At 39.2% G+C, this 14998-nt stretch carries 7 protein-coding genes; 4 read left to right on the forward strand and 3 right to left on the reverse strand.

Going from position 1 to position 14998, the window contains the following annotated elements:
* Positions 1-146 precede the first annotated feature (146 nt).
* A complete protein-coding gene (locus J5X91_RS17115; RefSeq protein ID WP_011328024.1) occupies positions 147-893 on the reverse strand; it encodes a YciK family oxidoreductase in 747 nt (248 codons plus the stop codon).
* Positions 894-1099: 206 nt separating this feature from the next.
* On the opposite strand from J5X91_RS17115, the gene J5X91_RS17120 reads away from it, so the two are divergent.
* Positions 1100-3529, forward strand: coding sequence for a VolA/Pla-1 family phospholipase (locus tag J5X91_RS17120; RefSeq protein ID WP_208835288.1), 2430 nt, complete (start codon positions 1100-1102; stop codon positions 3527-3529).
* Between the two features lie 100 nt (positions 3530-3629).
* The gene (sohB, locus tag J5X91_RS17125) at positions 3630-4646 is read left to right on the forward strand and encodes a protease SohB (RefSeq protein WP_208835290.1); all 1017 of its coding nucleotides are present in this window, start codon (positions 3630-3632) and stop codon (positions 4644-4646) included.
* Between the two features lie 86 nt (positions 4647-4732).
* Here the strand turns inward: sohB and J5X91_RS17130 are convergent, their stop codons facing one another.
* On the reverse strand, positions 4733-6064 hold the full coding sequence (locus tag J5X91_RS17130; protein ID WP_058373270.1) for a dicarboxylate/amino acid:cation symporter: 1332 nt from the start codon (positions 6062-6064) through the stop codon (positions 4733-4735).
* Positions 6065-6253: 189 nt separating this feature from the next.
* Here J5X91_RS17130 and J5X91_RS17135 point away from each other — a divergent pair, with 189 nt between their 5' ends.
* Positions 6254-11242, forward strand: coding sequence for an Ig-like domain-containing protein (locus tag J5X91_RS17135; RefSeq protein WP_244363926.1), 4989 nt, complete (start codon positions 6254-6256; stop codon positions 11240-11242).
* Positions 11243-11497: 255 nt separating this feature from the next.
* Entirely contained in the window at positions 11498-14215 is a 2718-nt protein-coding gene (topA, locus tag J5X91_RS17140) for a type I DNA topoisomerase (protein ID WP_208835289.1), read from the forward strand.
* A gap of 152 nt (positions 14216-14367) precedes the next feature.
* Here topA and J5X91_RS17145 read toward each other — a convergent pair whose 3' ends face one another.
* Positions 14368-14610: a hypothetical protein gene (locus J5X91_RS17145; RefSeq protein ID WP_011328030.1), complete on the reverse strand. Its 243-nt coding sequence runs from the start codon at positions 14608-14610 to the stop codon at positions 14368-14370.
* Positions 14611-14998 lie beyond the last annotated feature (388 nt).

The raw sequence follows: 14998 nt of genomic DNA on the forward strand, positions 1-14998 counted from the left end.
TCTGGCTAGAGAAAATAAAATTAAATATAACGATGATTCAATATGTTAGTAAATCTCTTAACCAGAGTTCAGGTTAAATTAGTTAGGCATTAAAAAAGCCGCTCAAAATTTTGAGCGGCTTTTTTGTATCTACATTAGAGTAATAGCTATTTTTTTACTTGAGCGTCAAGCGACTCGCCATTCACATTACTCGAATCATCACTCATTAAATATAAGTAAGTAGGCATTAAGTCTTCAGGTGTTGCAAGTTTATCTCGGTCTTCACCAGGATAAGCACTAGCGCGCATTGAAGTGCGTGTAGCACCAGGGTTAATACAATTAATACGTATATTGGTTTTACCGACTTCACATGCCCATGTTTGCATCATGCCCTCTACAGCAAATTTCGAAATAGCATAAGGCCCCCAAAATTCGCGACCTTTACGGCCCACGCCAGATGATGTAAATACTACAGATGCATTTTTAGATTTGCGCAGTACCGGAAACAGCGCTTTAGTGATCATAGCTTGCGCGGTGACATTAACCTTCATTATGTTTTCAAAGGTTGACGAGCAAAAGTGCTCAAGTGGCCCTAACGTGCCTAAAATGCCCGCGTTATTTAATAAGCCATCAAGGCAGCCAAATTGAGACTCTATCGTGGCAGCCAGATCGCGGTAGTTTTGCTTAGTTGCGCCTTTTAAATCCATAGGGACTATTGCCGGTTGTGGATAACCTGCTTTAACAATCTCATCATAAACACATTCTAGTTTATTAGTTGTTTTGCCTAATAAAATAACAGTTGCGCCGTATTTAGCGTATGTAATTGCAGCTACTCGGCCAATTCCATCACCTGCGCCGGTGATTAAAATAACTTTATCTTTAAGTGCATTTTCAGCAGCTTGATAGGTGTTCATAAATGTACCCATGGATGAATTTTTTTTGATTTTAACATAGCAAAACATTAAGTAATCGAATTTATTGTAAATTTAGGTGGCGAAAGTAGAAAGTTTACGTTAAGTTTAACTGGTCTAATGTCTCATTAATAAACTGATTACATTGTTTTAACTTAATATACTTAATAAACACACTATAAAAATAAGATATGTGCGGAGCCAACAATATGAAAAAAATGCTACTCTCACTCTCGGTTACAGCTGCTCTTGCAGGTTGTGGCGGCGGAGAAACGCTAGAAGATGTTAAAAACGATTCGGTTACAGTTATCCCAAAGGCGACGGTAAAGTTTGATCCCGCTAATGGGGTTATATCTGTACCCAATGATTTATTAATGAGCGGTACCCAAGATGGTACTTTAAATATTCCTGGGGAGTTAAATGACGCTAATGTGTCTATTCCTCGTGCTGCTTATGCTAACCCTCAACTTGCACTAGGTGCGCTTGATGGCTGGTCTACTCAAGTTCCTTTTAAAATAGATTTAACTTTCCCACCAAATGTAAGCCTAGATGCCACCTCTGCAGGTACACCAGGTTCAGTACGTATTTTTGAAGTAATAATGGGAGCAAGTTTAACCGATGAACAATGCTCACAAGCACCTGCAGGTGCTGCTTGTAAACTAGTAGGTGAGTTGCAATTTGGTGTTGACTTTATCACCCAAGCATCTGGTGATGCGGTGGCGGTTATTCCACTTAAGCCATTTAAAGCCGGCAGCTCTTATATTAATGTATTAACCACAGAGCTTAAAGACTCACAAGGGCGTGCTATTGAGCCGTCATCTACTTACGCTACAGTAAAACAAGAAGCGCCGTTAATTACGCCATCGCAACTAGCGCTACAGGGGGCTGTTAATAGCTACGAAAATGTTGTTGTTAGTTCAGGCAATATTACTAAAGATGAAATTATTTTTTCTGCTGCAATGACCATGCAATCGGCAGGCCCTGTGCTTGGTACAATTAAAAAGTTATTAGCAGCGAGCCTGCAAAATCCAAATTTACCGACACCAGCAATTACTGTACCTACTCAGCCAATGGTAAATGTACAGCAAGTATTTCAATCACAAGGTGTTACTGTTAGTGACGCCTTTAAAGGTGTGCAATACCAAAAAGGTAGCATTATGTTGCCTATGTATTTAGGTACGCCTACAGGTAAAGAAATTAGCGATTTAAACGACACTTATTGGCAAGGCATGTGTGATAACGCAGTTGCTGTATTGGGTTATAAAGCACAAGCAGGTGCTGCATTTCCTACCGATCCAATTAGTGAAAATGACGGCGCATGTGCCGCATTAAGCGGTGGTAAATTACGTGATTTAGGGTTAGATAGCACGCGTCATTTAACCAAATATAATTCAATTCCTAAAGTGCAAAGTATGGCCAATGTGCCAGTGCAAGTGACTAAACCTATTTTGCCTATAATTAATGGTGTGCGCGCAAGTTTACAATTAGCACCTATTGCTATGCCTGAAAGTGGCTGGCCTGTAGTTATTATGCAGCACGGTATTACTACTAATAAAGAAACTATGTTGACATTAACGGCGCAGCTTTCTATTCAGGGTTTTGCCACAATTGCAATTGATCACCCGCGCCATGGCGAGCGAGGAATTGACGTAGATGCAGACGGTATCGATGATTTTAATGCAACCACAGGTTCGGTACTTAGTTATATGAACCTAAGCTCACTGCTTGTTGCCCGTGATAGTTTACGTCAATCAAGCGCCGACTTATTAGGCTTGCGTCTTGGCCTAAACTTTATTAATGATACAACTATAAACAGTAAAGATGTGACTTATGTTGGTCACTCACTGGGTTCAATTGTAGCGCCGGCGTTTATTGCCCAAGCAAATAGCCCAATGGCTGAAACACTTGACCCACTGTTTAACGTTAATACAGTGGCACTTGCAAGTGGTGGCGGTGGTATTGCCAGTTTCTTACTAGAATCACCTGCGTTTGGCCCATTTATTCAAGGCTCGGTGTTATCACAAGCAGGTACAACCGAAGCCACTGAATTTAATGCATTTTTACAAGGTGATGCAATTTCTAACTGCGGTGTGTTACTGCCAAATATGCAAGACTTCCTATCATGTGGTTACACCGAATATGCAACGGCTTTAACTATGGCTGGCGAAACGGGTAAGCTGGCAAATATTAAAGGCGTAATGACACAATTTGCTTTTGCAGCGCAAACTGCACTAGATAGTGGCGACCCAACTAATTATGCCGCAACCGTTAAAGCACTCGAAACGCCTGTATATATGAACGTGGTAGTGGGTGATGGCGCAGGCAATAAGTCAGATCAAGTTATTCCTCCAAGTGTTGCTAGCAATCCGCTTGCAGGTAGTTTACCACTGGCCAACTTTATGGGCTTAGAAACAGTGAGCACCTCACAAGCACCTAGTGCCACGCCGTCTAGCTATTTAGTTAAATTTACTAAAGGGCATCATGGTTCAGTATTAACACCAGCGCCTAGCGAAGAGGCGGGTTCGGATGCTGCAGGTAGCTTAGCTGCTAACTCTGAAATGCAATTGCAAATTGCAACTTACTTAGCCGCTCGTGGTCGCTTGTTGTTAATTACAAATAGTGATGTTGTGACCGATTAATAGCTTACAACGCAATTAAGTAACCAAAGCCACTGTTTAGTGGCTTTTTTTTGTTAAAAAGCATGCTAAATTAGCTGAAATTTATAAATGGAGAAAAGTGTTGGAATTTTTATACGAATACGGTTTGTTTTTCGCTAAAACGGTTACTTTTGTTATTGCTATAGCCATTATTTTAATGCTGATAGTTGGTGCGGCAGTTAAGCCAAAAGCTAAAAAGGGTGAAATACAAATAGATAATATATCTGAACAACTAGATAATATTAAACAAAGCTTTTTACACAATACTTTAGGTAAAAAAGAACTTAAAGCACATCAAAAAAAGCTTAAGGCAGACAATAAAAAAAATGACAATAAAGAGCCAAAACCACGATTATATGTGGTTGATTTTATAGGCAGTATGGATGCACATGAAGTAGAGAGTTTAAGAGAGGAAATAACCGCTATTATTTCTATTGCTGATGCGAGCAAAGATAAAGTACTGATTCGTTTAGAAAGTGGTGGTGGGGTAGTTCATGGTTATGGGCTGGCAGCTTCACAGTTACAGCGCATTAAAAATGCAGGTATACCTTTGAGTGTTGCTATAGATAAAGTGGCAGCAAGCGGTGGTTATATGATGGCCTGTGTTGCTGATGAAATTATTGCAGCGCCATTTGCTATTGTAGGCTCGATTGGCGTAATAGCGCAGATACCTAACTTTAATAAAATATTAAAGAAAAACGATGTGGAATTTGAGCAAATAACCGCAGGGGAGTTTAAACGCACCCTTACTTTATTTGGCGAAAATACTGATAAAGCGCGTGAAAAATTTCGTGAGGAAATTGAGCAAACTCATGGTATATTCAAAACTTTCGTAAGCACACAGCGCCCAAGTTTAGATATAAGCTCAGTGGCTACAGGTGAGCATTGGTTTGCAACTCAAGCAATTGAGAAAGGCTTAGTGGATGTTATAAAAACCAGTGATGATGCCTTGCTTGAACAACAAGATGAGCGCCAAATTTATAAGATTAAATATAAGATTAAAAAAGGTTTAAGTGACAAGTTAGCACTTGGTTTTAGTAGTGCAGTTAATAAGGCCGGGGTTAATTTAGTTTCTAAGTTTAAATCATTAAACCCATAAATAGTGGATTACTTTAAGCTTAATTAGCTTTGGCCAATAAAAAACCCTTGAACTAATCAAGGGTTTTTTTAATGCGAAGTTATTTATTAACTCATAGGTTTACTTATGTTTTCTAAATCTTTCGCTGCATTAGGGTCATTATAAATAGACTCATCTAACTGACCTTCAGACTTAGCAACCACACAGGTAACCATACAGTCACCCGTAATGTTAACTGCAGTGCGGGTCATATCTAGTAATCTATCTACACCAATAATTATTGCAATACCCTCTACCGGTAGGCCTACTTGATTAAGTACCATAGCTAACATAATTAAGCCAACACCCGGTACGCCGGCTGTGCCAACTGACGCTAACGTAGCCGTTAAAATTACCATTAAGTAATCAGAAATGGTTAAATCAACACTAAACACTTGTGCAATAAATACAGTGGCAACCCCTTGCATAATGGCAGTGCCATCCATGTTTATGGTTGCACCTAGCGGAATAGTAAATGAAGCAACAGAGTTATTAACGCCGAGTTTTTTAGTGGCTGTTTCAAGAGTAATTGGCATAGTTGCACTTGAACTTGAAGTACTAAAACCAAATAAACAAGCGTGTTTCATTTTCTTTAAAAAAGTTACAGGGTTTAAACCCGTTAATAGTTTTAATAACAAACTGTAATTTACAAACGCATGTAATAGTAAAGCGGCAACCACTACAAAAAAGTACTTAGCCAAGCTAACAATTAAGTTTAACTCTATGGTGGTAAATAACTTTGCCATTAAGAAAAACACCCCGTAAGGCGCAACGTTCATTAACAAAGTAACTAGTTTTAAAATTACCGTATTTAGGTCTTCAAAAACAACGGCTACGCGTTTTCCAGCATTACCACTAAGTGCCATAGCAATACCAAACAGTAATGCGAATACAATAACTTGTAGCATATTACCTTTTGCCATAGCTTCAAAAGGGTTGGTTGGGAACATATCTATAATAACGCGCGCTAAGGTAGGTGCCTCAGATACGTCGTAACTTGCATCTGTTGGCAGGTCAATACCCACGCCTGGGCTAAACAGTAAAGCCAAAGTAATAGCCAGAGTAATAGCTAAGGCTGTGGTAATTAAATATAAACCAATTGATTTACCGCCCAAACTGCCTAATTTTTTAGGATCGCTTAAGCTACATGTGCCACACACTAAAGATACAAATACTAAAGGAACAACCAGCATTTTTAAGCTGGCAATAAATATTTGCCCACCAATGTGAAAAATTCCATCAACAAAAAAAGCTTTAATTGGCAAAGAGAATAACCCAAGTGGTATTAGGTAATCGTCTTCACCAGCTAATATAGCTTGAAATAAAAAGCCTACGGCAATACCTAATGCCATGCCTATCATTATGCGAGTTGTTAAGCTCATTGAACGTATTTTCGACATATTTCCAATCTATTTTTTATAAATTTGGCACAGCCTACCAGCATGTAAATATTTATACAGAAAAATTTATTAATAATTTAAATTTTTTTATCAAAGAAAGTATCAAAAAACTGTGATTTTAGACTAAGTTATAGGTTAACATGAGGTAAACAATACAAAGTTAATAATAATAACGCTAGGGAGAGGTTTATGCCTTTAACACGACTGCTAAGCATTATGATGCTCAGCTTTTTTATCACAGCTTGTGGTGGTGGTGGCTCACTTGAAAAGGAGGGCAGTATAGGTGATGGTAACGGAGGAACAACACCTGATGTACCCACCTACGCCGTTACACTTCAAGGCTACTCCCAAGAGGATGGCAGTGCATCGAATACTGTTACAGCAGCCTCTGCGCTAGATTTACGGGCTAAACTTGTTAAAAATGGCGTACCAGTTAGTGGCGCAAGAATCACTTTTACATTATCAGATGATGTAGGGGTATTGAACCCAAACTCTGGCAGCGCTTTAACAAAAGATGATGGTGTTGCGAACATAGAATTAACTGCAGGCACCGTAAAAGGAGCTGGAGCTGTTACTGCTAGTTATACAGTTGATGGCGAAACATATACTAGTCAGTTTGATTTCGAGTCAGCAGGGGATGCTGATATTAATGATCCAAGCTTATTTTCTTTAGCATTAGAAGGCTATTCAAAGTCAGATGGTAGTAAATCAAATAGAGTGTCTGCAAGTTCAGTAATTGAACTCAAAGCCAAACTTGAAAAAGATGGCTCTGCAGTAACTGGCGCAAGAGTTACTTTTACATTGGCAGATGAAGTTGGTGTATTAAACCCTAGCTCTGGTAGTGCGTTAACAAAAGACGACGGTATTGCAACATTAGATCTTACCGCGGGTACAGTAAAAGGAGCTGGTGTTGTTACTGCTAGTTATACAGTTAACGGCGCTACGTATTCTAGCCAGTTTTCATTCGAGTCTGCAGGGGATGCGGATGGCAGTGGTTCAAATTTATTTACTTTATCATTAGAGGGCTTCTCAAAATCTGATGGTAGTAAATCAAATAGAGTGTCTGCAAACTCAGCTATAGAGCTCAAAGCAAAGCTTGAAAAAGATGGCTCTGCAGTGAATGGTGCAAGAGTTATTTTTACGCTTGCAGATGAAGTAGGTGTATTGAACCCTAGCTCTGGTAGTGCATTAACAAAAGGCGATGGTATTGCAACATTAGACCTTACCGCTGGTACAGTAAAAGGGGCTGGTGTTGTTACTGCAAGCTATACAGTTGATGGAGAAACGTATACTAGTCAATTTGCATTCGAGTCTGCAGGAGATGCAGGGGGTAATGATACAAGTTTATTTATTTTATCTTTAGAAGGGTTTTCACAAGCAGACGGAAGTAAATCAAACACTGTTTCTGCAGGTTCGCCTTTAAATTTACATGCAACGTTAACTAAAGAAGGTATTGCTGTTACAGGAGAGCGTATTACTTTCACCTTAGCAGACAGTATCGGCAAGCTAAATCCTACATCAGGAACAGCTATCACAGATAACACTGGTATTGCTAAGATAGAACTTGGTGCAGGAGAGGAAGCCGGAGCAGGTGGAGTCACTGCCAGTTATACAATAAATGGTGTAACGTATAGTGATACATTTTCATTTCAATCTACTGGTGGCCAAGAAGCTTATAAATTGCTTTTAAAAGGGTACTCTAAATTAGATGGTAGTGAATCTAATAGTGTAACCGCTGAGCAGCCATTAGATTTGCATGCGATACTGACTAAAGAAGGTAAGGCAGTTACTGGTGAGCGCGTCGTGTTTAGCTTAGTGGATGATATTGGCAAGCTAAATCCTACATCAGGAACAGCTATTACAGACAATACAGGTATTGCAGTAATAAAGCTTACAGCAGGAGAAAAAGCCGGAGCAGGTGAAGTTACTGCATCGTATACAATCAATGGTGTGAGTTATAAAGATACATTTTCATTTCAATCAAGTGGCGATCAAGTTGCTTATACGTTGAGTATTCAAGGTTATTCAAAAGAAACAGGTGCTCAATCAAATACTGTAACCAGTTTAGAAGCACTAGATTTAAAAGCCACTGTACTTGATGATATTGGTGCTCCTGTAACTGGTAAAAGCGTGACTTTTGCTCTTGATGGAAATATAGGTGCTTTGAATCCAGAATCTGGAAGTGTGTTAACAGATAATTCAGGTGTAGCTCAAATTGAGTTAACCTCTGGTAATGTAGCCGGAGCTTCAAGTGTAGTTGTTCGCTACATCAATCAAGGACAAACTTACTCATCTGAACCATTTGACTTTGAAGCAGTTATTGTTGAAAAAGCACAGCTAACAGTTAATTTAATAGCTTCAGATGGCACAGAAACAAGAATGGTTGATTTTGAACATCCAGCAGTAGCACAAGCAAAGTTATTAGTAGATGGACAACCAAGTGCATATCAATTAATTCAATTTGATTTGTCGGGCTTTGGTAAAATCAATCCATCAAACGGTACCGCAATGACAGATGCTGAAGGTATCGCAAAAGTAGACTTACTAACAGGCATTGAGGCAGGTGCTGGTATAATTTCTGCTACTTATAAGCTTGACGAAAATACTGCATTTGATTCGAATTCTTTCACTTATACATCTAAAGGTGATGCGCCTCCTCCTGGTACATCTAATGATTTCACTATAGATTTAAGTTTACTATCTTCTACAAATTTAACACAAATAAGTGAAATTAGCGCAACTGATAGTGGTTTGGTTGAGGCGACCATTTTAGATGTAAACGGCATGCCTGCTGTAGGTAAAGTTGTAACATTTAGCTCAACTTTAGGGAGCTTATTACCGAGTTCTGGTACTGCCTTAACTGATGCAGAGGGAGTTGCAAAACTAAATCTTACTTCTGGGACTGTTGAAGGTGCAGGCATTGTTACAGCACAGTTTGAGGCTGTTGAAGCTAAATTAGGTTTTTATACTCGTGGCGATGCTATCGATCCTAATCAAAGCAGTGCAGATATAAGTTTTAGCATATTAAAAAATTGCCCCTCAGACTTTAAAACAATCAGAAATGTAAACTCGTGTGAAGAAACTGCCAGTATCTCAGGTGATTCTGTAGGGATTCTTTATATACAGGTAAATAAGAAAGACTCGACTACAGCGCTAGCACAAACGTTAGTTACTGCAACTACCACGATTGGCTCAATTTCACCAAATACGGGAACCGCGATCACTGATGAAAACGGTATCGCTTTGCTAGATATAATCCCTGGCCGAGATGTTGGTGCCGGTGAAATTACCGTATCTGTTTTAAATAGCAACCTTACTAAAGCATTTCAAATTGCAGCAGTTGATATTGATATTGCTGTAGCGAGTTCTTTAGCTGTAAATGAAGTACTTGCAGCAGGTTCAACTGCGCTAATCTCTGTAGACTTAACTAAAAATAACACAGCATATCTATTACCGTTAGAAGTTGAGTTTTCTTCCGGGTGTGTTGATGCTGGTTTAGCTGTTATTGATAAATTAGTAACAAGTATTGGTGGTGTAGCGAGATCAACTTATAGAGCGCAAGGGTGTATAGGTCCTGATGTTGTTACGGCTACGGTAATTACTGGTGGTAATACCGTATCAGGTACTACAACACTGAATGTATCTGCTGCAAATGTTGGTTATATAGAGTTTGTAAAGGTAACAGAGCCTATTATTTCATTAAAAGGTACAGGTGGGGCGAACCGTAAAGAAAGCTCTGAAGTGCATTTTAAACTGATAGATGAAAATGGTAATCCATTAGCGTCAAGAACAGTAAACTTTAAACTATCCACAACAGTAGGTGGATTAAAACTAGGTCAAACCTCAGGGTTTACCAATATTAATGGCGAAGTTTATACTGTTGTGCAGTCGGGGGTAATACCTACCCCGGTAAAAGTACTCGCTTCAAGTGAAGAAAAAATAAATAGTGAAACAGTAACCGTTACAGCACCTTCTGATGTTTTAATAGTGAGTACTGGGATTGCAGATCAAAATAGCTTTTCGTTATCACGTTCTATTTTTAACGTACATGGGCTTAATGTTGACGGCAGTGAGGTGACTGTTAATGCAAGACTAGCAGATCATTTCAATAACCCTGTACCCGATGGTACCGCTGTAAGCTTTATTACTGAAGGTGGTGTTATAGAGCCAAGTTGCACGACTTCAAATGGCGCTTGCTCTGTAACATGGCGTAGCAGTAACCCTCGTCCATTCACTAATGCTATGTATGAAAATACAATTGCACAGAAGTGTGATAGAGGCTTGCCGTGTCCATTAGGTATTTTGAATAATGACTACAGTGTTGATCTACCTTTAGGCGGCAGAGCAACAGTGCTTGCTTATGCTATAGGTGAAGAAACATTCTCAGATCTAAATGGTAATGGGTACTTCGATAGCCAAGACTTTTTTAGTGAGCTCTTTGATATTCCAGAGGCATTTATTGATAATAATGAAGATGGTACTTATGGCGGTAAAGATTGTAATGCACCAGCAGATCATTGTTCGGTAAATAATTCTAAAGGTGATGAATTTGAAGAGTTTATAGACTTTGATAATGATGGACTGTGGACAACAGGTAACAGTATGTACAATGGTTTATTATGTAGGCCAGAAGATGTTGCTATTAACTTGTGTAGTCGCGACCTAGTTAATGTATTCCAAAACCAAGAAATTGTTATGTCTGGTGATGCTGCATTTTTCAGAGTTGTTACTTTTGCCAACGATTGCGCTGCAATACCGGGAGTAACAGCGTCTGAAGTGCATGTGAATAGTGACCCTGCAAGCCCAGTGATTCGCAGAGTACCGAATGATTTAACAAGCGCTAAAATGTGTCAAATTTCACAAATTGATTTGACCGAAGCAACCGGTGTTACAAGTGCTAGCGCGACAGTTTATATCGCTGATATTTATAATAATCCATTACCAGTAGAAACAACTGTAAAAATCACTTCAGAAGAAGGGAAGTTATCAGGCACAACTGATTACGTTTTCCCGAATACGACAAGTATCAGACCTATTAACTTGTCATTTGGCATCTCAAGAGTATTAGTAGAGGACAAAAATAGTGTTGTAAGTGGTAATTTAACTATTACTACAACAGCAACATCTGGATTAGTTTCCTCTACTTCAATAACAATATTACATGACAAAAAACTGTAATTTGATGCTGTTTTAAAAAAATGCCAACCATAAGGTTGGCATTTTTTGTTTCTATTCTATATATTCCCCATCAATTACTCTAAAAACACCTGTTTGTTTAAATTAAACTCAGAAATTGTTCGTTTATTCGCTTAAAACTGAAAAGTTTGTATTAAAAGCTTGTAACAATTAGTGTTTGTAGATATACCTATAAATATTCGTGCCGCTTATGTCGGCTAAACACATTTTAAAAAACTTGGTTAGAAATAGGCAACTATGGGCAAATCGCTAGTAATTGTAGAGTCACCTGCTAAGGCTAAAACAATTAATAAATATTTAGGTAATGACTTCATCGTAAAGTCCAGTATTGGACACGTGCGAGATTTACCTACTTCAGGTTCTGGAAAAAACAAAGTGCCAGCGACTAAAACGCCGGCTGAAGTGCGTAAATTACCACCTGAAGAGAAAGCAGCGTATAAAAAGCAACGAGACTATTCTAACTTAGTCGCGCGTATGGGTATTGACCCTGATAAAGGCTGGGAACCACATTACGAAATACTGCCAGGAAAAGAAAAGGTAGTACAAGAGCTTAAAAAGCTTGCCGAAAACGCTGACCAAATATACCTCGCAACGGATTTGGATAGAGAAGGGGAAGCAATTGCTTGGCACCTTCAAGAAATTATTGGCGGTGAGCCTGCAAAATATAAGCGTGTGGTTTTTAACGAAATTACAAAAAACGCAATTCAGCAAGCATTCGAAACACCCGGTGAGCTTAATACCGATATGGTATATGCACAGCAAACACGTCGCTTTTTAGACCGTGTTGTTGGTTTTATGGTATCGCCCTTACTGTGGGCAAAAGTGGCACGTGGACTTTCGGCTGGACGCGTACAATCGGTAGCAGTGCGCTTACTCGTTGAGCGTGAACGCGAAATTAAAGCGTTTATACCTGAAGAATTTTGGGATATTCATGCTGATGTTAAAAATGCAGAGTCAGAGTTACGCTTAGAAGTAGCCAAACAAGCAGGCAAGCCATTTAAGCCTGTAAATGAAGCTCAGGCTAGCGCAGCAGTTAAAAGCCTTGAGAATGCAGAATACAAAGTTATAAGCGTTGACGAAAAACCAAGTAAAAGTCGCCCAAGTGCGCCTTTAATCACCTCAACTATGCAACAAGCAGCCAGTACACGTTTAGGCTATGGCGTTAAAAAAACCATGATGCTAGCGCAGCGCTTGTACGAAGGCGGTTACATTACCTATATGCGTACCGACTCAACTAATCTGTCAAAAGATGCGGTTGCTATGTGTCGCGAATATGTAACAGAGCAATTTGGTGAAAAATACTTACCTAAAGATCCTATTAATTATAGTTCAAAAGGCAATGCACAAGAGGCGCATGAAGCAATTCGCCCATCAAGTGTAACTGTGCTTTCGGGTCATATTGAAGGGGTTGATGCCGATGCTAAAAAACTATATGAGCTAATTTGGCGTCAATTTGTAGCGTGCCAAATGGTGCCTGCAGAATACGACTTAACGACATTAACGGTAGCAGCAAACGACTTCCAACTAAAAGCCAAAGGCCGTGTTCTACGCTTTGATGGTTGGACTAAAGTACAGCCTGCTATTCGTAAAAAGAACGAAGAAGATCAGTCTTTACCTGCAGTAACAGTAGGCGAAACATTAACGTTAATCGAGCTTGATCCTAAGCAACACTTCACTAAACCGCCAGCGCGTTTTAGCGAAGCGAGTTTAGTAAAAGAGCTTGAAAAACGTGGTATTGGCCGCCCATCTACTTATGCATCTATTATTTCTACTATTCAAGATCGTGGTTATGTACGGGTTGAAAACCGTCGTTTCTTCGCTGAAAAAATGGGTGAAATAGTTACCGACCGCTTAGTAGAAAATTTTGAAGACTTAATGAACTTTGACTTTACCGCCAAAATGGAAGGTCGTTTAGATGATATCGCCGAAGGCGAGCGCATTTGGACCGAAGTACTCGATAAGTTTTATGCCGACTTTTCAACGCAATTAACAGTTGCGAAAGACGAGCCTGAAAATGGCGGAATGCGTCTTAATGAAATGGTCGAAACTGATATTGAATGTCCGACTTGTAGCCGTAAAATGGGTATCCGTACCGCATCTACTGGTGTGTTCTTAGGGTGTACTGGTTATAACTTGCCACCAAAAGAGCGTTGTACAACAACGATGAACTTAGTATCGGGCGATGAAGCCGTTGCCACAGACAGTGCCGATGCAGAAGATCTTGAAACCGAAACATTAATGCAAATGAAACGTTGCCCAATTTGTGAAACGGCAATGGATTCATATCTAATCGACGAAACCCGTAAATTACATGTATGTGGTAATAACCCAGCATGTAGTGGCCATGTAGTTGAGCAGGGCACGTTTAAAATTAAAGGCTATGACGGGCCACTTATTGAATGTGATAAGTGTGGCGCGGATATGGAATTAAAATCGGGACGTTTTGGTAAGTACTTTGGTTGTAATAACGATGAGTGTAAAAATACCCGTAAGTTACTTAAAAACGGCGAAGCTGCGCCGCCAAAAGAAGACCCTGTTCACATTACCGAATTAGAATGTGAAAAGTCAGATGCGTATTTTGTTTTACGTGATGGCGCAGCAGGTATTTTCTTGGCTGCAAATACCTTCCCTAAATCTCGCGAAACACGTGCGCCTAAGGTTGAAGAGTTACAACGCTTTAGAGACCGTATTTCACCTAAGTTTTATTACTTAGCCGATGCACCAGCACAAGATCCAGATGGAAACTTAGCTGTTGTACGCTACAGCCGTAAAAATAAAGAGCAGTATGTAATGACCGAAGTCGACGGTAAAGCGACCGGTTGGACTGCGCATTATGTTGCGGGTAAGTGGGTTGAAGAAGCGAAGAAAAAAGCAGCACCCAAAAAGAAAGCAGCTGCTAAAAAAACGCCTGCTAAAACTAAGGCTAAAGCAAAAACTAAAAAAGATGATGAATAAATAATACTAATATAAGTATTTAATTTTTCTCTTTTTGAAAGCAATAAAAAACCGGAATACACTTTGAGTGTCGATTCCGGTTTTTTTATATCTAATTAAAAGTGTTCGCAACGGCTGTATTAGCAATAGACTTAATTAGACAATAAATTGAATTAAATTTTTACAGCAGAGACTTTTTTGTAGCCTTCTGATACAAGTTCATCATTCACGCACTTTAATACATAGCCATAAAGCTCTTCATTGCTTACGTCGTCATCTTTAGCCCAGTTAACACACATTTCTGTGTATTCTTTAACTGTTTCAGCTGAAGCGTCCGCCGCATCTTCTGCAACCACATTAAGTGCAGACAGTGCAAATAGAGGTGCTACGATTAATGCTAGCAATGCTTTGTTCATTTGTTTATTCCTAAAAAATGTTATGACAATTGTTATTTAAAACAAGTGTACCCAAGCCAGAACAACTCTGTTGGTATGCTGATTTTTAATCGAATTTGAAATAAAAGATAACGAAATATTTTTATCGTCAGGATAAGTAAGTTGAGTGTTAAATTTTAATGGCAATTAGGCTCATACATGGACGAATCTTCAAGATCTAAGCTAACCAAAACAAATAAAATAGAATCGGTATTGGAGTGTTTTATATTTGTGAGCTATAAAAAAAGCCTGAGCGTACTCAGGCTTTTGTTTTTATATTAAATGATTTTAGCTGCGTAATACCATGATGCCGATCGCTCAATACCATTCAAGCCGATCACTTTTTTGTCTGTCAGTAGACCTCAGTAAA

Origin of the sequence: Pseudoalteromonas sp. K222D (assembly GCF_017653575.1) — a bacterium.
GTDB lineage: Bacteria > Pseudomonadota > Gammaproteobacteria > Enterobacterales > Alteromonadaceae > Pseudoalteromonas > Pseudoalteromonas nigrifaciens.

What these genes read in the sequence shown, in the direction of transcription:
- J5X91_RS17130 (WP_058373270.1), bottom strand. Translation starts at nt 6,064, where the DNA reads ATGTCGAAAATACGTTCAATGAGCTTAACAACTCGCATAATGATAGGC.
- J5X91_RS17115 (WP_011328024.1), bottom strand. Translation starts at nt 893, where the DNA reads ATGAACACCTATCAAGCTGCTGAAAATGCACTTAAAGATAAAGTTATT.
- J5X91_RS17120 (WP_208835288.1), top strand. Translation starts at nt 1,100, where the DNA reads ATGAAAAAAATGCTACTCTCACTCTCGGTTACAGCTGCTCTTGCAGGT.
- J5X91_RS17135 (WP_244363926.1), top strand. Translation starts at nt 6,254, where the DNA reads ATGCCTTTAACACGACTGCTAAGCATTATGATGCTCAGCTTTTTTATC.
- topA (WP_208835289.1), top strand. Translation starts at nt 11,498, where the DNA reads ATGGGCAAATCGCTAGTAATTGTAGAGTCACCTGCTAAGGCTAAAACA.
- J5X91_RS17145 (WP_011328030.1), bottom strand. Translation starts at nt 14,610, where the DNA reads ATGAACAAAGCATTGCTAGCATTAATCGTAGCACCTCTATTTGCACTG.